Raw genomic sequence first — 24,759 nt, 5'->3', positions numbered from 1 at the left:
TTTTTTCCAAAACGATTGTTTCATGGCAGGGCCTCCAAGCGACGTTTTCAACGTCGTGCGGAAGAAAAATAGGTTCGCCAAACTAAGGGTGAAAAATGTCCATTTTATTGACAGAAGTTCATTATTTGCTCTTTCAAAAATTTTATTTGCCTATTTTAAAAACTTATTTGCCTATCTTCATACCATAAATAAAGGCTGAAATCGTAATCTCAGCCTTCCTACTAATCTATTTGATCATTTAAGAATTCATTTAACACTTTAATATACTCATCTTTATAAATCGCAAAAGCTTCTCCATGACCAGATTTCTCAAATACTTTTAATTCAGCTTCACTATTTGTATTTTTATATAACTCACGCGTCATACGTGTTGGAACAAAGTCATCACTATTGCCATGGAAATAAAGAATTGGCACATCCGTTTTTTTAACTTGATCAAGAGCTGACGCCTCTTTCAACGAATAATTCGCTTTTGCTTCTGTCACTATACTTGTCGTGTTTAAGATTGGAAATGACGGTAAATTAAACATACGAGTCATCTGATATTTAAATAAATCATGCACACTTGTATAAGGACTGTCTGCTACAATCCCCTTCACATTATCAGGAAGGTCTTCCCCACTACTCATTAGAACAGTAGATGCTCCCATAGACAAACCATGCAAGACGATTTCAGCATCATCACCCTGTCTTTCTAATAGTTTGTCTATCCAATCTACTAAGTCTAAACGGCTGTGCCAACCAAACCCAATATAATCTCCATCACTTTGTCCGTGCCCACGTAAATCCACAGATAAGATATTATAACCGAGGTCTTCATAATAATGCTCTCCATATAACCCCATATCACGTGCACGTCCTAAGTATCCGTGAGCGAAGACAACGGTTTTATTAGTTGGTTCTTTAGCTTCTAAATAGTAACCTTGAAGCCTTAAACCATCGAATGATTCAAGCTCCCAGTAATCGAACTCTTGATTGTCCACCCAATCTCGCCATCCACCACTCACAAACACATCCATAGCTTCTCTTGATACAACCAGATCATCATTATCTTGTAAAAAATCTTTCTCTTCCCTCTTAATGGCTAAATCGTAAAAGTAGAAACTAGCAATCACATCTACAATGAGTAGAAATGCTAGAAAACCTACTCCGATTTTCACCCACCTCTTTTTATTCAATTAAAGTCCCCCTCATTGCTGTCTACCTATATTATACAGAAAATTCGGGATAATTTCTTGTGAAAATTGTTGGTATTTGTTTACATAATCAAAAAATTCTTAATTCTAAAGCTCAAACCATTACGGTTTCTTATGTTTCGCCTTATATTCGCATAATAGATCAGCATATAGTCAACAGTATAATGAAGGAGGTGATGATATGAATCATGAAAAAGAAGATTATGATTTAGCACATTTAACACCTGAACAAAAGGAATTACTTAAACAGGCAGAGTCTGAAACTGGTTTAATACTCATTGCCTATGAATATAATCAAGACCACCATTCTGAACATAAGAATCTGTAATATGTATAGAGACAATCCTTACAAACAAAAAGGATTGTCTTTTTTTCTTATGAGACACACACCTACTTTAATTGAGAATAATATAACAGAAACGGTACTTTGCATGAAATGAGGGGAATTTATGATAAGAGTATCGGGGAGAATATTTAAACAAATTGATAACTGGTCACCAAACAGTATCGAGCGATTGATTGTAGAAAAATTAATGGAAGATTCAAAGGTTCATTCTTACCGATCCATCAGTGAATTAACATTCGAACTTAATTTAAGAAAAAACATCATTGCTAGCGCAATAGCAATGAATGAGAGTGAAGTTGATTTTGAAACCTTCAAAAATTCTCGTTGTAACCCTGATTATTGGAGCTTAACAATAGTGGGTGGGTTTCGATTGAAGTCAGGGGTCAATCCATCAGAAGCTATAGAGGATATATTTAACAACAGTTCGTTATATGGTTTTGAATGCGCAACAGCAATGCTAATTATATATTACCGCGCTGTTTTAATGAGCCTCGGAGAAGACTTATTTAATTATTACTTTCAAAATTTATATTTATACAGCTGGCACTCTGATCGTGATCTAAGAATTCATGTTGTTCGTACGAACCATTTAATACCCGGTGATGTCGTTTATTTCAAAAACCCTGATGTTAATCCAGCTACCGATTGGTGGAGAGGAGAAAATGCTGTCGTTCTTGGAGATGGCACCTATTTTGGCCACGGATTAGGGATATTGACAGCTAGCCAAATCATTCAGGCATTAAATAAGAGGAGATCTCCTGGTAGTGAAACATCAGCATTCCTTGAAGACACAATCACAAGACCATCCTTTGATTATCTTGCAAGACTATCTTATCAATCGAGAAACCCTGCCTACAAACTTCAAAACATTGTTGTTCTACACAATAAAACATCCATTTCGTGTCGAACCTATTCTAACTATCTAGACCAAATCTATAACTATACCCCATTCTCATGATGAGAATGGGGCGTAATTTATACTCCACGTTTATTTCCCCAAACAAGTGCATGCACTTGAGGGAGAACGCGTACTTTATTCAATTTAGAAGACTCAACAACTCGATTAATTAACCACTCATAACGATCTAAAAGATGCTGTGCCAAATTAGGTGCTTGATTTTCTTCAAGTTCATCATTTCCAACTTGAAGATAAAAAGGAAGATTCGGATAACGTTCATGAACTTTTTCAGCATATGCAAGATCCTCATCATTAAAAATAACGACTTTTAAACTTGTATGTGAAAGTCGATCACCTTCTCTTAATCGAGCAACTATATCATCCAAAATTCCCCAGTCAGTTAACATTTTTGAACTCGGTGGTTTAGGTGAAATAGTTAAATCATCGATATCCGTGAACCATTCCTGCCAACGGCTGCCCTGAGTTTCTAATGCCACTTCTATTCCCGCTTCATGAAGAAGATCGATTAACTCGTGGAGTTTCTTTAATAGAGCCGGATTCCCTCCGGATACAGTTACATGGTCAAACTGGTTCCCGCCAATTTCTTTTAATCGAGCAAAAATGTCTTCCGCTGTTAACCTTTCAATTTCATCTTTTGCGCTACCGTCCCAGGTAAAAGCTGAATCACACCACGAACAGCTATAATCACAGCCGGCTGTTCGAACAAACATGGTTTTTCGACCAACAACCATTCCTTCACCTTGAATCGTTGGTCCAAAAATTTCAAGAACAGGGAATTTATTCACCTCTCATCCACTCCCTTCGCGCTTCAGCATAACTTGTTGGAGTCTCATATAATTTAACAAATTCTACTCGACAATCGTTCGGGTCTTTTTTAAGTGCTTCTTCCATCTTTTCATAAATCCAGACGACCATATTTTCAGCGGACGTATTCATATTTGGCAAGGTGTCATTTAAATAACGATGATCTAAATGAACTTCAATTTGCTCTTTCCATATTTTCTTTATATCTCCAAAATCAATGACTAACCCAATTTCATCCGTGTACCCACTAATTCCGAAAATGACTTTATACGTGTGTCCATGTAAGTTCTTACACTTACCTTCATAACAATGAAGATGATGCGCGGCATCAAAGGTAAATTCTTTACTCACAAGGACACGCTTGTTGTGGTACTTTAACTCGTGGCGTTGAATGTCCTGATCAATTTTTTCAAGCTTTTCTACAATTGTAAAACCATACATTATGCCTTCACCTCTTTGAGTTGTTTGAGGTAAGTCTCTAATCCATTTTGTCTTAAATGACATGCCGGACATTCACCACAGCCGTCACCTCTAACACCATGGTAGCAAGATAATGTCTTTTCACGAACGTAATCAAACGCACCTAGTTGATCTGCTAACTTCCATGTTTCAGCTTTATCCAGCCACATTAGTGGTGTATGAACAACGAAATCATCATCCATGGATAAATTAAGAGAAACATTTAGTGATTTGATAAACACATCACGGCAATCAGGGTAGCCACTGTAATCCGTTTCGCAGACACCTGTAATAATATGCTTAGCCCCAATTTGTTTTGCCAAAATCGTTGCGAACGATACAAATAAAAGATTACGTCCAGGAACAAATGTAGAAGGCAACTCACCGTCTTCACCATCTGTGACTTCAATATCGTCACGTGTTAATGCATTTGGTGCCAGTTGATTTAATAAAGACATATCTAATATATGGTGTCTGATATTTAAGTCATTAGCGATTTCTTTTGCTACTTCAATTTCTTCGTCATGACGTTGACCATAATTAAATGTTACAACCTCGACATCATCATATTTTTTAAGTGCCCAAAACAGGCAGGTCGTACTGTCCTGGCCTCCACTGAATACAACTACTGCTTTATTATTTTTTTCCATAAAAAAATTCTCCTTTCACTAATGAAAAAGAGAATTCCAGTCACCCAAAAACAAATAAAAAACATACCTAAGGTCCAGGTATGTTCTAATCCTTAGTTTTTTATAGAGGGTGTAGCTAGAACCTCTCCTGCAGAATGCAGACTTTATTAATTTTTAATTCGTAGTACATTATACGTTGATCATGTCATGATATCAATAGCAACATAATTCTATACGTTTACTTTTTTGTGGTATTCATTTGGAAACTCTACAGTCATGCAGTTTTTTTCAAGCGTTTCATTTCCTCGTCGAATCTTAAGGTTCATTGTTTCATTAGTTTTAGTTGAAGTAATTATAGACTCTAGCTGTTGAAAATCCTGAATGTCTTCTCCGTTGACTTTTAAAATAATGTCACCTTTCTTTAACCCAGCCTGATCAGCAGGCGTTCCTTCTTTTACTGATAAAACTTTGCTACCCTGATTTTGTGCTGAAATATGGTTAACGCCAATCCAGGATTTCCAAAATGTAGACCTTAAATCTTTATTTTCTTCTAACATACTCTTTAAATTCTTCATAAATTGATCAGTACCAAAGGCCATGTTTTCACTAATGAAATCCATATTTTCCATGTCAGGCATTTCATATACCATAGTAACTGTTACGCCACCCTTCTCAGGTTTCAACGTTGTAATCGTTCTCTGATTTTCCCCAGAACGAAGGACGAACCGCTCTAATTCTACAATGTCTTCAAAGGTACCTGAACTATAGGCACCCCAACCATGGTTATAAAACCCTTTTCCACCTTCTCTGAAGTCAAGATCACATTCCCATGTATACCATTTCAGTAAATCCTCTTCTCTAGTTAACGCATTCCAAACCTTTTCTAAAGAAGTGTTCACCCAAATACTTCTTTTTACAGAAACTAAATTAGTCAATCTCCTTCTCCTCACTTTCAACAAAATCTTTTAATCCATGTAATGTTTGATCTAACATCTGACCGATTTCTTCAATCATTTTTTGATAAGCCATTGAAAAAACAGGTCTATTTAAAGAATAATATCTATACCTCCCAGATTTCCTCTCTGTGATGAGGTCTTCCTCTTTAAGGATTTTAAGCTGTTTGTTGATAGCCGGCTGCGAGACTTTGAAGTATTCAACAAGTTGTTTTTGGGTTTTCTCTTCCTTAGCAAGAAGACTTAAAATTCGTTTACGTGTTGAATCTGAAAGTGCACGATAAATATTGCTCGTTGTTAACACCTCCAAAAAATATATAACCATTTAGTTATATATTAAACTAATTTTAGGAAATGTCAAATAATTAAAAAGCGTCACTCTCAATCACTGAGAGTAACGCAAAATTTATTTATTGTTTTTGTGAGCTAATTCATTACGGTCAACTGTTCTTGGAGGCTCTTCCAACCATCCATTCTTTATCATTAATCGAGTGCCTTCATCTGCAAATTTTAAAAGTTCAGCAATTAGTCTGCTATACATTGTGCCAATATCTCTTCTCGGACTTTGTGCAATACTCGATCCGTAATAGGCAATACTCAATGCAGTTAAGGTCGTCGCATAAAACATCATCTTTTTATCTGAAAATACATAAGTGGTTGAATCCGTAATTTCTGAGTTATAAGTTGTTGGCGCAGATATATCATGATCTTTTAAGTATGAACTAAAAATTTCACAATGTTTATTTGCAATCTCTTTACCTTTAATAAAAAAATCTGTCACTTCTTTATTTTGAGTGACTTGGCTGTAACCAATCATCGTTACAGCACCCAATGCGTTCCGTTCATAATTTGCATACAAATTCATTATTTCTGATCCAGTAAGAGGTCTTTGTTCTTTAAAGTAACCAGATAAGAAACTTTTCTCCTCAACATAATCAATGCTTTCTGGTTTAGGTAAAAAAGGAGATCGAGTATAAAGACCTTTTGATAACAAAACTTGTTTAGTTTTTTCAACGAGTTTGAGCGAATCATTCAAACTACGGTTAAAGAATTGAAAGACATCGTCACGAACAGCAGATGCTAATGCCATACTAAAATTTCCTATACCGATTTTACCCATTTGGCTTACCGAGTACAAGAAATAAACATCTGTAAATAACCTAGGGGCCGTGATGTCTACATCTTCATCTAATGTAAAGCCATGAGGTATTGGATAATTTTCTAGCGTGAAAATACTTTTAATTTCTGCAATATTTTTTTCTGAGATTTCCAGAGCAAATTGTAATACTGATCTAATGTCTTCATCCTCGACTAACTCTAATTCATATTTCAAATGACAAATCGCTCCTGAATCATTCATATAAGTGTTCCATAAATTCGTGACTTCCGATGCTGTTAACGTATTTAAGTTGTAATCATTAGTTTCCATACATATCCCTCTTTATAAACTTGATGTTAAGCTATAATTTGCCCAAAAAGAGATAACATATGATAAATATTTATAGCTTTTGTTGATAAGGATATATTAACTAACAAATTCCTGAATCGTCACCCTGGAGTCATTTTTCTTATCATGGCGATTCGTAAACTTACCACCAGTAAACTCATCAATCACACCTTTCCAAAAATGCTGAGCAGGGATGTTAGTATCTGTTTGAAATACTTCCCATTTCCCTTTGTACCTTTGGAACATATCTATTGCAACTCGCTTCCCTAGACCTAATCGTCGATATTTCTTCATAATAAAGAATTCCGCTATTGAAAAAAACGACCTGGAATCTTCCTCAATCCATCTAACCAACACAAGCCCAGCTAATTGATCATTATACTTAATCAGATATGGAAAACGATTATCTTCTTCCCAATAAGCATCTAAATATGGATAAGATTTATACCTTCCATTTTCTTCTAGATCAATATCAATAAACTCAGAGAAGTCATAAAAATAAAGTTGAAGTAAATTCTGAAGCAGCTCTCGGTCATTACTTGTAGCCTTAATAATTTCATAAGACATAACTTTACCACCTTTACGTACAAATACCTTTTAAAACTAACTTCTACTTAACAGTCATATCTCCTTTATTTCATCCATATAAAAAAAGAGATGCATATTTAATGCACCTCTAAAGCCTAATTTTTTCTGTTCAATTGAAAAAGAACTTTATATAATTTACCTGAAGTTTTTTGTTCCTTCAATAACGGTAGTTGCATAAGAGCTTTGGGCATGTCCATTTTCAAGTTTGTATTTTTCTAATCCACCCATGCCTCGATTATAAGCTGTCAATGCTTCGGCCCAGTTGCCGTATCTTCTATATAAGAAATCTAAGTATACAACAGATAATTCCATCGAATAATATGGATCAAATAACATTTCTTTACCTTTATATTCTAAACCAGCCATCGAAGCCAACCATTCAGCTGTGTTTGAATGCATGATTTGTGCAATTCCTCTCGCATTCCCATATTTAGTATCTGGACCAACTAAATCAGGATCGAAAGTGCCGCCAGTTTCTATTTTCAACAGTTCATAAGCTACAAATGGATCTACGCTTTTTTCAATAGCTTTGGAATGTAAAAACATTCCCCAATCCTTCTTAAATCTGCCTTCACTATCTTCATAAACTATTTCTGCGAATTTTTTCTTTTCAATCCAATCCGTATAATGGATGGTACCTACATCATTCTTGTCCATACTGACCAACTGTACGTCTTCATTCTCTTTGGAATTCGCAGCTATAATGATTTCCATTTCATTCAAGCGGTTTTGATATGTCTTTTTCCATTCTTTATATTCTTTTTCAATTGATTCTTTTTCAAGTGCCATTTTATTTTTTTCTAAAGCTACTTCTTGTCTTTCTTGAATGAGTGACCAACAGAAGGTACCTAAAGCAACCATCATGACACTTTGTACGATAAATAACTTTTTAAACATAATATATAATTCCACCTTTCAAACAAACACCCTTAAGACTATAACCCAAATCGATAAGTTTTAACCACTTTTAAGGGAATTTTTTGGAAGAATATTAGGACTAACGCAAATATTAGGCTCATTTATTGTTTCTAATCGCATAAAAAAACCTTAGAATCTTTACTAAGGTTCTCCTGTGTTATTCCCATAAATTAAACACATTCCCAATACTTACCTTCAATACCTAAATTCACAACTTTTATATAATAACCTATTTCAGATATGTTGTCATCTTTGTTGTTTAATACTAGTTTGTAATCATAAAAAACGCGTAAATTCAAACTTCGAATTCACGCGCTTTCTCTTTGAGTATATTATTCATCCTGACTAAAAATCCCAAATCGTTCCCAAACTTCTTCTAATTCTTCTAAATGTGTTTCTATATCATTACGTTTTCTTTTTCCAACAGCAACGATCAAAGCATTGATTAAGCTCAACGGGGCCACAAAAGAATCAATGAATGAAGGAACATCGCTTCTGGCGCATAATGATACGTCCGAATAAGGAATTAATGGTGACATCTTATTATCAGTAATGGCAATTACTTTTGACCCTCGATCTTTCGCAAACGATACTGCTTCAACCGTATTTTTAGTATAACGTGCAAAACTAAGACCGATGACAACATCACCGTCATTTAACCGAAATAGCTTTTCAGAAATCCCGTGTGGATTACGAATAAGTTCCGTGTTTTCTAGCATCGTATCAAAATAAAACTCTAAAAATGTTCCCACAGACACGGCACTTCGATTCGCAATGATGAAAATACGTTTGGCGTTAACAATTAAATCAATAGCTTGATGAAAAGCGTCTGTATCCAGCTGCTTCGCCATTGATTTTATGCGATCAACATCCTCATCAAACATTTCATAAATGGCTTTATCCTCTTCATCATATACATCATCTGAAATTTTTAATCGTTCAACTGTTGTTAATTGACGTCGAACTGCTTCTTGTAATGCCTGTTGAAATTCTGGATAACCACTGTAACCTAAGAATGTTGCAAAGCGAACGACAGTGGCCTCGCTAACTCCAGAATGTTTAGCCATTTGACCTACAGTATGAAAAGGGACTGATTCCATGTGATTGAGTACATATTTGGCAATCTCGCGTTGAGATCTGCTCATCTTTGATAAGTGGTCAGTAATTGTATTATAAACGTCTGTCATAATTTCAGCCCCATTCTCAATTTATGATCGCCCTAATACTAATTTAATGGCGCGTTCATGTGCTTGAACCGTCTGTTGAATATCTTCATCTGTATGCGCAATACTCATAGAATAACGGTTCATTGGTTTGGTATAAATCCCTTGGTTTAACAGTTCATAATCGAGTTGTTTTCTTAATTCCATATTAGCATGATTTAAATCACGATAGTTTTTAATCTCATAATCAGTGAAAATAATATTAAAAATGCTTCCCATTCCAACCGTTTGCATCGTAATGGAATAATTTTTATATAATAGCTCCAATTGCTGGCGCAGCAAGTTAGTTTTCTCTAAGAGGTTTTGCATAACATTTGGTTTTTCCAACTCTTGAATGGTTGCTAATCCAGCCGCTAACACGACAGGGTGACCATTATAAGTTCCACTATGAAACATGATATCATCTTTTACATCATCCTTCACACCTGCAGTTAAAATATCTTTACCACGGTCAGGTGCCATGATGTTCATCACTTCTTTTTTACCACCTACAGCACCAACAGGAAATCCGCCACCAAGCACTTTTCCTAACGATGTGATATCCGGTTCAATATTATATAATGATTGAGCGCCACCGACCGTTAAGCGAAAACCAGTCTTTACTTCATCAAAAATCAATAGTATTCCTAACTCTTCAGTTATTTCTCTTAATCCTTTCATAAACGATTCATCTGCAGGGATAAAACCACTCTGAATAGGTTCTAGTATAACTGCTGATAACTCATCTTGGCGTTCAGTTAAAATTCTTCTAGTCCCTTCTAAATCATTAAAAGGTAAAATAATTGTATTGTCCAAATCCTCTTTTCCTAAACCACTTGATTCAGGGACAGCATTCGGAGTGCTCGCTTCACCCGCTTCATCCAAATCAGGATTCACACTAATTAACATCTCATCGTAACCACCATGATAATGTCCTTCAAACTTTGCTACTTTCCGTTTACCAGTATAAGCCTTGGCTAAGCGAATACTTAAAAGAGTCGCTTCTAAACCAGAATTGGTATAACGGACCATATCAATGCCCGGAAATAAATCAACCAGTTTTCGAGCCATTTCATATTCCAAGTTATGAGGTGAACCAAAAATAAACGTCCCAGTTTGATTGATCTGTTCATTAACCGCTTCTTTAACTGCTGTATGGCCGTGACCTAACACAAGTGCCCCATAGCATAATAAATAATCAATATATTTGTTCCCATCAACATCGATTAATCGACTACCATGCGCTTCTTTCATCACAATTGGGTGTGGATCGAAATACTTAATGTTGGCTGTTACCCCTCCAGGAATCACTTCCTTTGCCTGCTGATAAGCTTCGTAAGATACTCTTGTTTTATCTGACATATGCTCACTTTGCATGATCTCAGTATACATTCAACTCACCTTTCGTGAAATATTTATTTCATAATCTAATTATATGAACATTCTATTTCATAAAGAACCTTTTTGCAATAAATATTTCATAAATAGTTGAATATCTATTTTCACTGAAACATCCATTACAAATCAAGCACAAAAAAACTCATAAACACTGAATGAATCAATGTTCATGAGCATGAAATTTTTTATTTTAATTCTTTATCTAAAAAGGCATAAAAGTCGACCCATTCATCAATTAATTTAGATGTTGGTTTACCTAAACCATGACCTGCTTTCGCTTCTAATCGTAAAACAATTGTAGATTCCGGATCAGCTTTTTCAAATAAAGTCGCTGCAAACTTCTTTGCATGCGCCGGTACGACTCGGTCATCACTCTCAGCCGTCGCAATTAGGACGGGCGGATATTTTTGTCCTTCTTTAATGTTATGCAGTGGTGAGTATTTATAAAGAAATGGGAACTGATCAGGATTCTCAGCACTTCCATATTCAGGAATCCAGAAACGGCCAATCGTAAATTTGTGATAACGTAACATGTCAATCACAGGCACGCGACAGACAACCGCTCCGAATAAATCCGGGCGCTGAACCATACAAGCTGCCACTAGCAGACCACCATTAGATCCTCCCATGATGGACAGTTTGTTTTTACTCGTATACTTTTGCTCAATTAAATACTCCCCTGCAGATATAAAATCATCGAATACATTTTGTTTATTTTCTAGCATACCTGCCTTATGCCATTCTTCACCATATTCAGAACCACCACGAAGATTTGCGATCGCGTAGATTCCACCTTTTTCTAACCAACGTAAAACAGCAGGATTGAATGCAGGCGTTAACGCAACATTGAAACCTCCATAACCAAATAAAATGACTGGGTTAGTCCCATCTAATTGAAGACCCTTTTTCTTTGTAATGAACATCGGTACTTTTGTTCCATCTTTTGATTGATAGAAAACCTGCACTGTCTCAAATTGAGAAGTATCAACTTCTAACTCTGACTTTGCGAAAACGTCTAATTCATCTTTTTCAAAATCATATCGATATACTTCTGTTGGACTAAGATAAGACGTCATTCCAAAATACATTTCAGATTGATCGTGTTTTCCTTTCAGATCAACTAATGAACCTGTCAGTGGTATCTGGATTTGTTTATCATATTGTCCATTTTTATGATACAAGTGGATTTGATGCTGAGCATCCTGCAAATAAATAACGACAAATTGATTATTATAAAAGGCCACTGCATGCATCAAGTTTTCCTGCTCTCCAATGACTTCTTTTACTTCAGTCGGATGGTTAATATCTATCGCAATAATTCTTCCCTTTGGAGCATTTAAATCTGTTTTAAAATAAAATAAAGACTCTTCATTGTGAATATATATATACTCTGCATCATGTTCATCTAATAATCGAATGAACTCACCTTGTTCGTCTATTTTCTTTAAGTAAAAACGATTTTGCGCAGACGTACCATGCCTAACATGTAATCCGATATACTGATCGTCATGTGTAATGAATGGCATAAACATTAATTCTTTGTTATCAGGGTGCTCATAAACTAATTGATCCTCAGCCTGTGAGGTGCCAAGTTTATGAAAATAAACCTTATGATAATTCCCTTGATCCTCTTCATTGACTGACTCAGGTTCAGGAAATCGACTATAATAGAAACCACTGCTATCAGGCGACCATGCAATTGACGTAAATTTAACATGCTGAATATGATCTTCTAAATTGCTTGCGTGATCAATCTCTCGCACAAAGATTTCCTGCCAGTCACTACCGTGAGTTGATGTCGCATAAGCCATATATTTCGCATTGGGACTGAATTCAAAATTAACCATGGCCACTGTGCCATCATCACTCAGCTGATTAGGATCGATTAAAACTGAGTCCTCATTTCCACTACTTTTATAAAGTACGGCTTGGTTTTGTAAGCCATCGTTTTTTTGATAGAATAGCTGGTCTTTCACTTTTTGAGGCACGAAATACTTCGGATAATTCCATAACTCTGTCAAACGTTTTCGGTCCTCATCTCTAGTGTTCGTGTTATTAAAATAAGCATCACATTGCCTACCAATATCTTCAGCCCATTGTTTCGTCTCATTACTTTCAGCATCCTCTAACCAGCGGTAAGGATCTTCTACCTTTGTTCCATGAAAATCTTCTACAATATTATTCTTTTTGATAGTTCTCACCAATATCCCCTCCTAAACTATTTGTTTCGACACACGAAATTAAATTCTTTCAATAAAAATACAACCCCAAATGTTTAGGGTTGTATTTTTTAAATTAAACTGTTGATGAATTCAACTTTATCGTTACTTTAAATAAATCACCATCCACATCAATATCAAACTCTCCCTCATGTAGGTCAATAATTGACTTTGATATTGCAAGACCTAAACCAGATCCATCTGTGTGCCTTGATTCATCACCTCGTTTAAAACGTTCTACCAACTCATCAAAATTCTCACTTAGTTCATACTCCGAGATATTTTTAAAGGTTATTGAAACCACATTCGCTTCTTGAGTAATTTGAATATATGCTCGCGTTTCCTTAAGTGAATATTTAAGTATGTTTTCAATCAAATTGTCAAATACACGCCAAATCTTTTGTCCATCAACCATCGCGTAAACAGGTCGCTCTGGGGTATTCACTCTAAATTTTATTGAAGACTCTTGAATCATGTCGTCATACTCCGCTAATGCCTGTTGAAACAACTGTACTAAATCAACTTTACTTTTTTCTAACTCCATATTTCCGCTCGCCATTTTTGATGCTTCAAATAAGTCCTCAATTAACACTTTTAATCGGTTTGATTTACGATCAATAATATCAATATATTGAGCTCGCTCTTCTTCAGTTAAGTGAACATCTTTTAAAAGCTCTGAGTATGTCATTATTGAAGTAAGAGGCGTTCTCAAATCATGACTCACATTAGTAATTAATTCGGTTTTTAGCCGTTCGCTTTTAGCTTGAGCTTGTTGTGAATTTTTTACACCATATTTCAATTTGTTAATATCATTGGCAAGTTGAGCTAATACCGAATTTCCTTTGACTTTTAAATCTGGTTCCATATTTCCTTTTGAAATCGAATTCGCATGTTGGACAATTCTATTAAAATAGCCAACCCGTTTAATTATCAAAAACAATATAATTAACCCGAAAAACAAAATAAAAGGTATCACAATAATTAAGTCATTTTCTAACATACTTAAACCTAGACCCATTCCAGAAAAGAAAACAAATGCGAGTGTCATAAAAATTTTAGTCCCTGTACTTCTATGGCTAAAAGCATCTCCAACTATAGATATAAATTTAGATGTAAGAGAATCATTCCAATCTTGTTTGAGCAAGGATAGATCCTTAATTCGATGATATAAAAAGTATAATTGAAATGAAGAAATCAACACCATCATAGTACCATCAAGGAGTTTGTATAGTATTCTTTCTAATGCATAAAATACATTTCCAGCGTAAATATAATGATAATTTACTAGAATGTCTAAAGTAATGATTGATGAAATAAAAGCTAAAAGAATGGCTATATCTAAAGGGATTTTATTGTAATATTGTTGAACTTGTTCAGTTTTAAAAGATAATACGTCTATCTTTTTGTTATAAATTATTAAGCTTAAAAACATAGCAATAATTGCACCAATTGTGTAAATCCAAAAAATCAATAGGTTATGTCTAATATAATTGAAGTCATTAAGTAATATTGACAGAACACCACTTAACCCATAAGTAAATAATAACAACCACAATACTGTTATAGCACTATTTTTCCATTTTATATCCAATGCCCCACACCACCTTTAAATATCTAGGACTTTTTGGTTCAATCTCTATCTTTTCTCTTATTTTACGTATGTGAACAGCAACTGTATTTTCCGCGTTATAAGACGGTTCTTTCCATACTTTTTCATATATTTCAGCGATTGAAAATACTCGTCCAGCGTGAAGCATCAACAATTCAGCAATCTTATATTCAATTGGAGTTAATTGAATACTCTCTCCATTAAGCGCCACTTCTTTTGCCTCTTGATGCAGAGTTAAACCATTAAGGTCAATAATATTATTTTTCCCTTCATAATGACCGAGTTTAACATACCTCCTTAATTGAGAATTGACTCTTGCTATCAGCTCCAATGGATTAAAAGGTTTGGTAATGTAATCATCTGCTCCGACTTGCAAACCGAGTACCTTATCCGTATCTTCCGTTTTGGCACTCAAAATGATTATTGGAATATTTCTGTCTTCACGGATTTTAAAGGTTGTTTGAATACCATCTAATTCCGGCATCATAATATCAAGTAATATCAGATGAACTTCATGTTCATTTAACTGGTCAATAGCTTCTTTACCGTTATTAGCTTTGATGACTTTCATACCCTCATTTTTTAAATAGATTTCAATTCCTTCTCTAATCTCCTTATCATCATCTACAACTAATACAACATACTGTTCCATCGACTTACCCTCCTTTCAAAATTATACCAAAATTAATGATTGATAATTTGATTATAAATACAAATTCTTAATTTCAAGCTAGGATAAAAATGAAGAATTTATTAAGATTTAACGATTTATATTAAGAAATTGAGGAAACACGATAACCTTGCTATACTTCATTTAATGACATAGTGGATATTGGAGGAAAAATAATGCCAAACAAACTAGTATTAGCTTCCGGATCGCCTAGAAGAAAAGAACTACTGAACCAAGTCAATATTCCATTTTCAATACGTAAGCATAATTTTGATGAAACACTTATCAAGACGACTAACCCTGAAGAAAAAGTAAAGGAATTGGCATTACATAAAGGAAGAGCTGTTACCATTAAGGCAAATGATGAGATTATTTTATCTGCTGACACAGTAGTATCTTACAGGGATGAGATTTTTGAAAAACCTAAAAACAAGGAAGAAGCCTTTGAGATGATTTCTAAACTAAGTGGAGACATACATGAGGTATATTCCGGTGTTATGATTCGTTCCAAAACTCAAGAAGTGCTGCTTGTAGAACAAACAAAAGTAGAGTTTTGGTCATTATCTGATGCAGAAATTGAAACATATATTTCAACTGAAGATCCATACGATAAAGCTGGATCTTATGGCATTCAGAGTATCGGAGCCATGTTTGTAAAGCAAATTATAGGAGACTATTACAATGTTGTAGGTTTACCTGTTTCGAGAGTTGTACGCGAGCTGAGGGAATTTAATATTTCTCCTAAATATTAAAAAAGAAAAACACCACTTATTCAGAAAATGGTGTTTTTCTCAAATATTTTGCTAAAAACTTTCCTAACCGGACTGCTTCATACTTAGCGTAGTGACCGTTACCAGAATAAGTACCATACCTAAAAGTTGAATGATGTTCAATTGATCTCCGAGAATCATAAGACCAAATAATGAGGCTGTCACCGGTTCTACCATTGCAACCATCGAAGCAGTTGTCGGTGTAGTACTCCGTATACCATTCATATACAGTATAAATGAGAGACCAGATCCTATGATTCCTATAAGAATAAACCAACCTAAATCATTTGACGATAACACATCAGCCGCCTGACTCTTATCCGAAAGTGTAAATAGGATTACAAAAAATGTTAAGAAGGCGATGATTAACGATGGCTGTGGTTTTCCTTTAGCAGACGCTTTTTTAAACCCGAATATGAATACAGCATAGGAAATACCAGCACCAATCCCTGTAGCCACCCCTAAAAAGCTAACTGAGATTGATTCAGTGTTATAGGCACCTGTAAGCAGGATAATCCCCAAAAGGACACCAGCAATACAGCACCACTTAAACCAAGTCGAACGCTCTATTCCAAATAAAAATGAAATTAAAAGAACGATTACAGGTGCAGTGTACATTAGAGTAGCTGCCACAGCAACGCTTGCCGCTTGAATACTTAAAAAATAAAACGTGAAATTTCCTGCTACCCCTAAACCCGCCAATATAGACCAAAAGTATAAACGAGATGAGTTAACCCAACAGTGTCTAAAGCGAACAAGAAACCACACAAAAAAACATAATAATCCTACAGCGCCTCGGTAAAGTGAAATCACAATAGGATCCCAGCCCTTGCTCATTAAAATATCAGCAATTCCGCCAGTAATGCCCCAGCATATAGCAGCTAGTATTACTAAGCCTACACCTGTAAATCTCAATGGTTAGCCTCCTAAATATAAAAAATCGTACGTGTTTATACACTTTTTCTTTCCTTATCAAACTACGTTTACTAAAAAAGGGATATTCTGTAATCTTTTTTTAATATATTATATATACCTGTGTAACTTATCCATAAAACTAATGAATTTTCTATATATGTTGTAAACAAAAAACCCGAAAAGTTTAAATGCTCCTCGGGTTATTAAAATCTTTGTATATTATTATATTTACTAGGTAATTTGCGGAAGTATTATGTTAAAAGCTTCTCATTTAATTTTCTCCACATGTTTAATTTTCACTCTACTCTTCGGGAGTGCCGGAATATCATTCATACTGTAGCTAAGATCTTGTTGTGGAAACTTATAGCTGATCTGATTAATGAAATAATCTAAAGTCTCTTTCATGATTTCAATCGTGATCCACTCACCTGCACAACGATGGCCTATGTCGAACTCTCCGCCACCTTGTGGTATGAAATCAAATGGACTTCCTTGCCACTCCTTAAAACGTTTTGGGGTAAAATTGTCAGGAAAGTGCCAAAGATCAGGATCCTGATTCGTACCATATAAATCCAATAAGGTCAGTGTATTCTCTTTAAAATCATATCCTTGCCATGTAAAGTTTTTCTTAACTCTTGCAATCGCTGCTGGAAAGAATGGAAAGTAACGTCGAACCTCTTGTGTATAATTCTGAAGATCTTCGGCTGAACCAGCTTTTAGCTTTTTTGCCTCTTCTGGAAACTGTTGAATCGAAAGGGCAACAAAATCAATAAAAACTGCAATTGCTACAATTGGGCGTAATAAATTAATGATTTCAACAGCTGCTACGTGTTTATCTAAGAACTTACCTTCTAGATCACGGTGATTAGAAAACACATACAAGGCCCGCGACTGTTCCACTTGAATAGCATCATCTCGCACATCTTTTATTAAATCTTCTATCCAATCTTCCACTTTAGAACGAGACCTTCTTGATTTCCAATGTTTCGGTCCAACTTTGGATGCTTTCTCAAACATATCACCTAATTCACTCGCCCATTGGTCAACATCTTCATCCTTAAACGGGACGCCAGTCCATCGCAAAGCAACTCTAGTTAACACACGCTTAGCTTCATCGTAAACATTGAGTTCTTCTTGAGTATTGGCCTCGATTGCATGATCCCATTCCTCACGAGTTAACCTGCTGATTTCATCAAGCGAATCTTTGGTCATCAAATTCATAAACATAGCTTTTCGATGGCGATGTTCTTCCCCGTCTAATCCCTGTACACCACCTTCGCCTAATAATGTTTTCTTAACACGATTAGGCGCAGCTTCTACACGAGTGAAATAGTCTTCGTTATAAAATAATTCCGCTTCTTGTTTACCGACTAGACAAATAGCTTTCTCACCCAATAATCTAGTTTCCAATACTCGGGAATCGAATTTATTTTTTCGATTCAAAATAAAATAATATCCCTCATTTAATAAGTCCAGCGTATGATCGACACCACCTTCTTTAGGCATATTTTGTTCATGCTCTGACATAAGCAAATCCTCCAAACACGAAATTTGTTTAACTATATAGTTCCCGTGATTGTGGTGTATCAAACAAAATGCCATTTAACAATCGCTTGTTCTCATTGTTAAATTAGACCATTATCGAATAGTTAGTTTTATCGCATAAAGATTATCAATAGATAGATAACAAGAAACCCTTTAGACCGGTTACATCTAAAGGGTAAGCAGAGCATCTTTTTTATGAACGGAAAAACTTTAATAATTAATGCTTTTTGGTGAAATAATCTGATATTGTAATAAATATCTTACAATATGACACAAATAGATGATCTTGTGTCTTTATTCAATGTAACTTCGCTATTAATTTTATTTATCAAACTTCGTCCCTTTTAATAATTCAGCAAATGGATTATTAATTGGTTCATCCTCTTGTTTCTTTAAATACTTCTGTACTTTACGTTTATCCATTTTACCACTACCTTCTTTTTTGCGACGCGCCTCAAAAGAAGATAACTTTTCTCGATAACCACATTTACATGCAAAAATTTGTCCTTTTCCTTCGCCACGTAGTTCCATTTTCTTTTTACATTGAGGACAGCGAGCATTTGTTATACGTGACACATTCTTGCGGTGACCACACTCACGATCTTGACATACTAACATTTTGCCTTTTTTACCGTTTACTTCAAGCATTGGTTTACCACAATCAGGGCAAGATTTTGTTGAGATATTGTCGTGCTTATATTTTTTGTCACTTGCTTTAATTTCTGCAACGATTTTTTTAGTGTGCTCTTTCATTTCATTAATGAACACATCTTTCTTCAGCTCGCCTTTTTCAATAAGCTCAAGCTTTTTCTCCCATCTAGCTGTTGTTGCAGGTGAACGTAATTCCTCTGGTACTAAATCAAGTAACTGCCGACCTTTTGATGTGATATAAATTTCTTTCCCGCCACGTTTATCAATTAAGAATGAATTGAATAACTTATCGATAATATCTCCACGTGTTGCAACAGTGCCTAACCCACCAGTTGATTTCAAAGTATCTGCAAGTTCTTTATTACTCGTTTGCATATACTTCGCAGGGTTTTCCATGGCTGACAGCAAAGAAGCTTCTGTAAAGCGTCCAGGGGGCTTTGTTTGACCTGAAGTCTGATCGACTGACTTTGTCTTTAATACATCGCCTTTTTCAATATTGGGCAATAATTGTTCTTTTATATGGTCTGTTAATTCTTCATCTTCAAATTTGTTTTCATAAATTTCTTTCCAACCAGCTTTGATTACAGTTTTGCCTTTAGCAACGAATTTTTCTTTATTAATTTCAGCCTGTACCGTTAATTGTTCATATTCGTGTGGTGGAAATAAAACTGCTAAAAAACGTTTTACTACTAAATCATAGATTTTTCTTTCCTTATTGGTGAAAGCAGAGAAATTCACGTATCCTTCAGTCGGGATAATGGCATGATGATCGCTTACTTTCGAGTTATTGACGAACGATTTGTTTGGTTTAATTGGCTTAGCTAAAATTTTATTAGCTGCTGATCGATACTCACCAACACCACAAGCTTTTAATCGCTCAGGTATCGTCGAAACAATATCACTTGAAATATATCGAGAATCTGTACGGTATCTATTAAAAATTGTACATAAATAGTTTCTGTGCATTAGTAGCCGATAATCCTTATTTTATCAATGTTTTATTATAAAATCCAATTGGTTTTATTGTGCATTAATCTATTAAATGATATGGTTGTTAGGAAGATTACCAGTTTACTATATTTTAATACAAGAAAGGATTCTTATGGAAAATAAAAATGTGGTTGACTTTGATCGAAGTGGATACATCAAATTTATTGTTCGTTCAGTTTGGTCACAAATTGCTAAAAACAAAGACGGTAGCCCGGATGAAAAAGAATTTGCAGTTATTGCAGTTAAAAACAGACGAAACAATAAGTCCATGATTCATCCTTTAACAGACTTTATTTTTTATAAGTGGAAGTACAGTGCTTTTAATACAATGAAATCTCATGCCTATAACCTTGTTAAATTCCTTAATTTCCTTATTGAAAATAAGACCTATTACAATCTTTCTTCTTTAACCGACTTAAACTTAGAACATGGTAGTGATTATTTAAATGAACTAACCTATAACCAGGTTCCTCGTAGCACAGTAAAAAAAATAGAAAGAACCATTACCGAGTTCTATATTTATTTAACAAAAAGAAATTTTATCACTCTTGAAATGGATACATTCGAGAAAAAAACTAAACCATATAATAAATATGAAACTTACTATGTCTCCCCTTTCTATGATGTTAACTACCTAGGAGATAAAAAAAATAATATTTTACATACCATACCTGATGAATACATTCTATATTTCTTAGAAATGGCCTTTCAAACCAAAAGTGTAATTGCACTGGGGGTGTATATGCAATTTTTTGGGGGACTAAGGGTTGGCGAAATTGTAAACTTACGACGAATGGATGTAAGTACTCTAGGGTCCTATGGTGAAAATGGATTAGTTCTTAACATTGAAAGTCGGACCCTTAGAACAGATCTTAGTAATACGTCTGGATCCAATTATGTTAAAAAGCCTAGGTATCAGTTGGTATTAGGTTACAAGAATTGGGCAAAGGTTTTTTATAAAACTCATCTTGAAAAATATCCTGCTATAAGTGGTTCGGATCCGCTTTTTATAAATAAACATGGCTACGCTTTAACTGGACAAAGTTACAGATATTATTTTAATAAATTAAAGGAAGAGTTTCTTTCATACTTAAGAAATTCAAAGAATGTAGATGATAAAATGGCCTCACTGACCTTAGCAAGTTTCAAGTGGTCAACACACTTAGGAAGAGGTGTTTTTAGTAATCTTTGAGCTGAAGAAGCGAAAAATCTTTATGAAGTTTCATTTCCTCGTGGAGACAGTAGCTTTGAATCCGTTATGCCCTACTTTGCGAATACAACTAGAATGAAAGAAAAACTAGAAAATCGATTAGATACTCTATATGGATCAAGCAGTCCAGAGCTTACAAAACCATGAGTCATGTGAAAGATAAATCAGAGAGTTTGAAAGGATGTGCAGAGAGATGTCCTATTTAAATATTGAGGAAGTAGCTAAAACACTTTCCTGTGATAAAAGTACCGTTAGAAGCTATATTAAAAAAAATAAACTTCCGAATGCGATCCAAAAAGAAAATAGTCGTTCCTATCTCATACCAGAATCAGACATTGATACACTTATACAAGAACTTTCCACCACTCCCGAAGGTTACTTAACAATTCAAGAAGTTGCATCAAGATTGTCATGTTCTGATTCCAACATAAGAATTTATATCAAACAAGGAAAGTTCCCTAATACAATTTCAAAAAAACACGGTCGAGGCCGATTGATTCCGAAATCTGATGTGGAAGATTTCGAACAAGCACTTAAACCAGACGGTTATGTCTCCTTAGAACACGCTGCTAGTATGGTGTCATTAAACGCTAACACTATTCTTCGTTATATAAATGATGGCAAACTTTCTAATCACAAAGTTGGACGGAAATATTGGATTCTTGAAAAGGATATACTTAACTTACAACAAGATTTAAGCATACCAAAAGGGTACATAACAACTAAAGAAGCTGCTAATCGAATGTTTTGGAGTGAAAGTCATATTTTAACCTACATTAGAACAAATAAGCTCCCTAATGCGGTTTTAAGAGGGGCCGGTCTAGGTTATCTTATTCCAGAATTGGATATTGAAAATTTAAAGAAAAATTTGGAGTTACCAGAAGGATACATACCATTAAAAGAAGCAGCAAAAATATTAGATATTAGTATAGCTACTCTTAGAGACTATATTAAAGCTAACAAATTTCCAAACACTATTTTCAGAAACCAAACTGAAGGTTACTTAATTCTAGAAACAGATATCTCAGCATATGAAAGATCTCTTGTGATACCTGATGGTTTTTTAACTGTGTCTCAAGCCGCGCAGAAACTCCTCTGTCATGAGGAGTCAGTCAGGGAACATATTAGAAAAGGAAACTTTCCAAATTATATTCGCGGTCATAAGAATGAATACTTAATATTAGAAACAGATATTCTATCACTTCAAATGCAAAAGCCAAATAAGTTACCTAGACATAAAACAATCAAGGAAGCTGCTGAAAGATTGGCATGTCATCCAGATACTATAAGAAAATATATAAAAGAAAATAAATTCCCAAATGCTATCTTAAGGGCACGAAGAGAGGGCTATTTAATCCCGGAAACAGATATTGAAAGTCTTGAGTTAACTTTATCAATACCTCCTGGCTATTTAACCATAAGTGAAGTTGCTGAAAGGTTAAAATTTAGTGAGGGCTATACTAAACAGCTTATATTAAATAATCGATTGCCAAAAGCTTATAAAATGTCAACAGGAAGTTGGGTTATACCAGAAGCAGATATTACTGATTATGAAACCTCACTGTATCAGAAGTTTACACCTGAAACCAAAGGTCAGTTCACCACTCTCGATGCGATCAATAAGTTTAAATACAAATCATTGAACCTGGAAATACCAAACACACTCCAAAATTCATTTGATTTGTATATGGAGTTTGTTAATCACACGCTATCTAATAGTAAAGCAAATGGAGATACACTAAACAAGAAAGTCGTTTATTATGCAAATACAATCGATGCTATAATATCGATTATTCCTAGAGAAGTATATCTTCTTACAGACAAAGAAATTGAAGGGATACTGCAATCAAAAAGCACTCCTGACTATGTCAAACAATACTTTGTTTCTTTTCTTCAATATTGTGCAAAACGTGTAAATTGTAATTTTAAAAATAATTATAATATGGCAAACAAGGATCCCAAAGACAAAAATATATATAGCTTTGAAAAGTTTATAGACTACTACAATTATGTAAAAAATATTGAGGTTCATGTCCCAGAAGCAATAAAAACTAAAACAATTGCTCAAACCTGGTTATTTGTTTTAATGCATATGATTAATGCCTGGCGTAAATCAGATATTATTCACGGGCTTCCTTCCATTGATCTAGATGATATCAAAGTCAACTCGCTTAGTTACTTTGAAAAAGAAAGACTTTCGCATGAACAAGCCCAATTAATTGTGAATCAGGTCTATTTAAAAGTAGGAAAATTGCGGATTTCCAAAACGGGTGCGCTTGGACAATTTTTGTGTCATAGCGATCTTGTCGTTCCATTTGCAACTGCCGTAGTAATTGTTGAATTGCACCGTAGAAAATGGAAAGATATCTTATTACTAGAATCCATCAGGCACAATTTCATTAACAAAAAATTTTTTAAGCACAAGAAAGATTTGTCGGATTTTAAAAGTTTAAAAATGAACAGAACTCTACTAACCTATTATTTTCATCACATTAATGAATCAGGGAAAGATGCTGATATTTCATACGAATTAACACGAACGATGCGATATCATAAAGATCAAGACTCAACAACTGTTTATATACAATTTACCAATGAAGATGGTCCTCTAGATAAAGTTTCTCTTAACCTGTTTAATCGCGGCCATTTTGGTTGGTTGTATAATAGTATGATTAACTTATATATGGAGCAGAGTTCACAGACACTAGAAGAACGAACAAAGATGATACAGTTATACCGTGACAGCTATGCACCTATTCAATTGGAAGGTCTATCGTCTTTCTTACTAAAGGAACAAAATTATGAGAATTCGTTACCATTGCGCTTAGCAATGATGTCAAAAAAAGAATTAGAAATTAAATTAAAGAAGATTTTCCACGGAGAAATGCCTGCTAAAATGAAACATGCTCAATGCTTTATATTTCCTAAATGTAGTAATAAAACGGCTACCTCCTGTTTAAATTGCGAATATATTATACCAAAAGACTACCTATTATTTTCAATAGGTGAGGAATTAAAGAGACTGATTGAATCAATAAAATCAACGAAATTTGAGGCAATACGAAAAAGAGATTCATCTCTGTTATTTAAGGTTTTATTTATTTTAGATCAAGCAGCCGTTGAGTTAGGTAAAGAGCATATTGGAACATTTATTGACTTACGGGATTTAAAGAGTTCTTTAATTGATATTCAAGATAATTTATCTGTTACGTCTAAGGTATCAGAAACTAAAGTATAAAGGGTTGTGGACTTGTGATCTCACAAAAAAGAATAAAAGATTTAGGTAAATCAATGAATGTTAATATCATTGAAAATCACAAC

22 protein-coding genes, 1 pseudogene and 1 riboswitch are annotated in these 24,759 nt (G+C 34.6%); of the genes and pseudogenes, 6 read left to right on the top strand and 17 right to left on the bottom strand.

The window, feature by feature from the left end:
* The coding region (locus E3U55_RS17715) for a hypothetical protein (RefSeq protein ID WP_228547555.1) at positions 1-199 on the top strand (199 nt) is incomplete at its 5' end.
* A gap of 22 nt (positions 200-221) precedes the next feature.
* Here the strand turns inward: E3U55_RS17715 and E3U55_RS12175 are convergent.
* On the bottom strand, positions 222-1,178 hold the full coding sequence (locus E3U55_RS12175) for an alpha/beta hydrolase (protein WP_194840908.1): 957 nt from the start codon (positions 1,176-1,178) through the stop codon (positions 222-224).
* 199 nt (positions 1,179-1,377) lie between these two features.
* Here E3U55_RS12175 and E3U55_RS17395 point away from each other — a divergent pair, with 199 nt between their 5' ends.
* Both E3U55_RS17395 and E3U55_RS12170 read left to right on the top strand, forming a co-directional pair.
* The gene (locus E3U55_RS17395) at positions 1,378-1,524 is read left to right on the top strand and encodes a hypothetical protein (protein ID WP_153801942.1); all 147 of its coding nucleotides are present in this window, start codon (positions 1,378-1,380) and stop codon (positions 1,522-1,524) included.
* A 121-nt stretch (positions 1,525-1,645) separates the two neighbouring features.
* The gene (locus E3U55_RS12170; RefSeq protein ID WP_134340752.1) at positions 1,646-2,500 is read left to right on the top strand and encodes a protein-glutamine gamma-glutamyltransferase; all 855 of its coding nucleotides are present in this window, start codon (positions 1,646-1,648) and stop codon (positions 2,498-2,500) included.
* Between the two features lie 17 nt (positions 2,501-2,517).
* Here E3U55_RS12170 and queE read toward each other — a convergent pair whose 3' ends face one another.
* From queE to E3U55_RS12105, 13 genes are all read right to left on the bottom strand, one after another.
* A complete protein-coding gene (queE, locus tag E3U55_RS12165; protein WP_134340751.1) occupies positions 2,518-3,246 on the bottom strand; it encodes a 7-carboxy-7-deazaguanine synthase QueE in 729 nt (242 codons plus the stop codon).
* Positions 3,239-3,706 (bottom strand): 6-carboxytetrahydropterin synthase QueD, encoded by a 468-nt coding sequence (gene queD / locus E3U55_RS12160; protein ID WP_134340750.1) that lies wholly within the window; start codon positions 3,704-3,706, stop codon positions 3,239-3,241. The genes queE and queD overlap by 8 nt, the downstream gene beginning before the upstream one ends.
* Positions 3,706-4,374 (bottom strand): 7-cyano-7-deazaguanine synthase QueC, encoded by a 669-nt coding sequence (gene queC / locus E3U55_RS12155; RefSeq protein WP_134340749.1) that lies wholly within the window; start codon positions 4,372-4,374, stop codon positions 3,706-3,708. Before queC ends, queD begins: the two co-directional genes overlap by 1 nt.
* Before the next feature lie 86 nt (positions 4,375-4,460).
* A riboswitch (PreQ1 riboswitch) is annotated at positions 4,461-4,505 on the bottom strand.
* Between the two features lie 78 nt (positions 4,506-4,583).
* A complete protein-coding gene (locus tag E3U55_RS12150) occupies positions 4,584-5,288 on the bottom strand; it encodes a PDZ domain-containing protein (protein WP_134340748.1) in 705 nt (234 codons plus the stop codon).
* A complete protein-coding gene (locus tag E3U55_RS12145) occupies positions 5,281-5,610 on the bottom strand; it encodes an ArsR/SmtB family transcription factor (RefSeq protein WP_228547557.1) in 330 nt (109 codons plus the stop codon). Before E3U55_RS12145 ends, E3U55_RS12150 begins: the two co-directional genes overlap by 8 nt.
* Before the next feature lie 102 nt (positions 5,611-5,712).
* Entirely contained in the window at positions 5,713-6,735 is a 1,023-nt protein-coding gene (locus E3U55_RS12140; RefSeq protein WP_134340746.1) for a DUF3231 family protein, read from the bottom strand.
* Positions 6,736-6,831: 96 nt separating this feature from the next.
* The gene (locus E3U55_RS12135) at positions 6,832-7,320 is read right to left on the bottom strand and encodes a GNAT family N-acetyltransferase (RefSeq protein ID WP_134340745.1); all 489 of its coding nucleotides are present in this window, start codon (positions 7,318-7,320) and stop codon (positions 6,832-6,834) included.
* A gap of 156 nt (positions 7,321-7,476) precedes the next feature.
* A complete protein-coding gene (locus tag E3U55_RS12130) occupies positions 7,477-8,238 on the bottom strand; it encodes a lytic transglycosylase domain-containing protein (protein ID WP_228547554.1) in 762 nt (253 codons plus the stop codon).
* A 353-nt stretch (positions 8,239-8,591) separates the two neighbouring features.
* Positions 8,592-9,446 (bottom strand): MurR/RpiR family transcriptional regulator, encoded by an 855-nt coding sequence (locus tag E3U55_RS12125; protein WP_134340744.1) that lies wholly within the window; start codon positions 9,444-9,446, stop codon positions 8,592-8,594.
* Positions 9,447-9,467: 21 nt separating this feature from the next.
* Positions 9,468-10,853 (bottom strand): aspartate aminotransferase family protein, encoded by a 1,386-nt coding sequence (locus tag E3U55_RS12120; protein WP_134340743.1) that lies wholly within the window; start codon positions 10,851-10,853, stop codon positions 9,468-9,470.
* Positions 10,854-11,044: 191 nt separating this feature from the next.
* A complete protein-coding gene (locus E3U55_RS12115) occupies positions 11,045-13,060 on the bottom strand; it encodes a prolyl oligopeptidase family serine peptidase (protein ID WP_134340742.1) in 2,016 nt (671 codons plus the stop codon).
* Between the two features lie 94 nt (positions 13,061-13,154).
* Positions 13,155-14,669, bottom strand: a complete 1,515-nt coding sequence (locus tag E3U55_RS12110) for a HAMP domain-containing sensor histidine kinase (protein ID WP_134340741.1) — start codon at positions 14,667-14,669, stop codon at positions 13,155-13,157.
* Positions 14,647-15,339: a response regulator transcription factor gene (locus E3U55_RS12105; protein WP_134340740.1), complete on the bottom strand. Its 693-nt coding sequence runs from the start codon at positions 15,337-15,339 to the stop codon at positions 14,647-14,649. The genes E3U55_RS12110 and E3U55_RS12105 overlap by 23 nt, the downstream gene beginning before the upstream one ends.
* A gap of 194 nt (positions 15,340-15,533) precedes the next feature.
* Between E3U55_RS12105 and E3U55_RS12100 the strand changes: the two genes are divergently transcribed.
* Positions 15,534-16,109, top strand: a complete 576-nt coding sequence (locus E3U55_RS12100; RefSeq protein WP_134340739.1) for a Maf family protein — start codon at positions 15,534-15,536, stop codon at positions 16,107-16,109.
* A gap of 63 nt (positions 16,110-16,172) precedes the next feature.
* Here the strand turns inward: E3U55_RS12100 and E3U55_RS12095 are convergent, their stop codons facing one another.
* The 3 genes and pseudogenes from E3U55_RS12095 to E3U55_RS12085 form a co-directional block, all read right to left on the bottom strand.
* Entirely contained in the window at positions 16,173-17,042 is an 870-nt protein-coding gene (locus E3U55_RS12095; protein WP_134340738.1) for a DMT family transporter, read from the bottom strand.
* A 267-nt stretch (positions 17,043-17,309) separates the two neighbouring features.
* Positions 17,310-18,569, bottom strand: coding sequence for a cytochrome P450 (locus E3U55_RS12090; RefSeq protein ID WP_134340737.1), 1,260 nt, complete (start codon positions 18,567-18,569; stop codon positions 17,310-17,312).
* A 339-nt stretch (positions 18,570-18,908) separates the two neighbouring features.
* Positions 18,909-20,165, bottom strand: a pseudogene (locus E3U55_RS12085) (DNA topoisomerase); the annotation flags it as partial.
* Between the two features lie 175 nt (positions 20,166-20,340).
* Between E3U55_RS12085 and E3U55_RS12080 the strand changes: the two are divergent.
* Both E3U55_RS12080 and E3U55_RS12075 read left to right on the top strand, forming a co-directional pair.
* Complete coding sequence (locus E3U55_RS12080; RefSeq protein WP_134340736.1) at positions 20,341-21,420, top strand: site-specific integrase; 1,080 nt, start codon at positions 20,341-20,343, stop codon at positions 21,418-21,420.
* Positions 21,421-21,631: 211 nt separating this feature from the next.
* Positions 21,632-24,676, top strand: coding sequence for a helix-turn-helix domain-containing protein (locus E3U55_RS12075; RefSeq protein ID WP_194840906.1), 3,045 nt, complete (start codon positions 21,632-21,634; stop codon positions 24,674-24,676).
* Positions 24,677-24,759: the final 83 nt, after the last annotated feature.

It is taken from the genome of Filobacillus milosensis (assembly GCF_004402015.1).
GTDB classification, from domain to species: Bacteria; Bacillota; Bacilli; order Bacillales; family Alkalibacillaceae; genus Filobacillus; species Filobacillus milosensis.
This window is presented reverse-complemented; position numbering and strand designations above follow the sequence as displayed.

Excerpts from the sequence above, each read along its gene's own strand:
- E3U55_RS17395 (WP_153801942.1), top strand. The coding sequence starts at position 1,378 with ATGAATCATGAAAAAGAAGATTATGATTTAGCACATTTAACACCTGAA.
- E3U55_RS12170 (WP_134340752.1), top strand. The coding sequence starts at position 1,646 with ATGATAAGAGTATCGGGGAGAATATTTAAACAAATTGATAACTGGTCA.
- queD (WP_134340750.1), bottom strand. The coding sequence starts at position 3,706 with ATGTATGGTTTTACAATTGTAGAAAAGCTTGAAAAAATTGATCAGGAC.
- queC (WP_134340749.1), bottom strand. The coding sequence starts at position 4,374 with ATGGAAAAAAATAATAAAGCAGTAGTTGTATTCAGTGGAGGCCAGGAC.
- E3U55_RS12140 (WP_134340746.1), bottom strand. The coding sequence starts at position 6,735 with ATGGAAACTAATGATTACAACTTAAATACGTTAACAGCATCGGAAGTC.
- E3U55_RS12135 (WP_134340745.1), bottom strand. The coding sequence starts at position 7,320 with ATGTCTTATGAAATTATTAAGGCTACAAGTAATGACCGAGAGCTGCTT.
- E3U55_RS12130 (WP_228547554.1), bottom strand. The coding sequence starts at position 8,238 with ATGTTTAAAAAGTTATTTATCGTACAAAGTGTCATGATGGTTGCTTTA.
- E3U55_RS12125 (WP_134340744.1), bottom strand. The coding sequence starts at position 9,446 with ATGACAGACGTTTATAATACAATTACTGACCACTTATCAAAGATGAGC.
- E3U55_RS12120 (WP_134340743.1), bottom strand. The coding sequence starts at position 10,853 with ATGTATACTGAGATCATGCAAAGTGAGCATATGTCAGATAAAACAAGA.
- E3U55_RS12105 (WP_134340740.1), bottom strand. The coding sequence starts at position 15,339 with ATGGAACAGTATGTTGTATTAGTTGTAGATGATGATAAGGAGATTAGA.
- E3U55_RS12100 (WP_134340739.1), top strand. The coding sequence starts at position 15,534 with ATGCCAAACAAACTAGTATTAGCTTCCGGATCGCCTAGAAGAAAAGAA.
- E3U55_RS12090 (WP_134340737.1), bottom strand. The coding sequence starts at position 18,569 with ATGTCAGAGCATGAACAAAATATGCCTAAAGAAGGTGGTGTCGATCAT.
- E3U55_RS12080 (WP_134340736.1), top strand. The coding sequence starts at position 20,341 with ATGGAAAATAAAAATGTGGTTGACTTTGATCGAAGTGGATACATCAAA.
- E3U55_RS12075 (WP_194840906.1), top strand. The coding sequence starts at position 21,632 with ATGTCCTATTTAAATATTGAGGAAGTAGCTAAAACACTTTCCTGTGAT.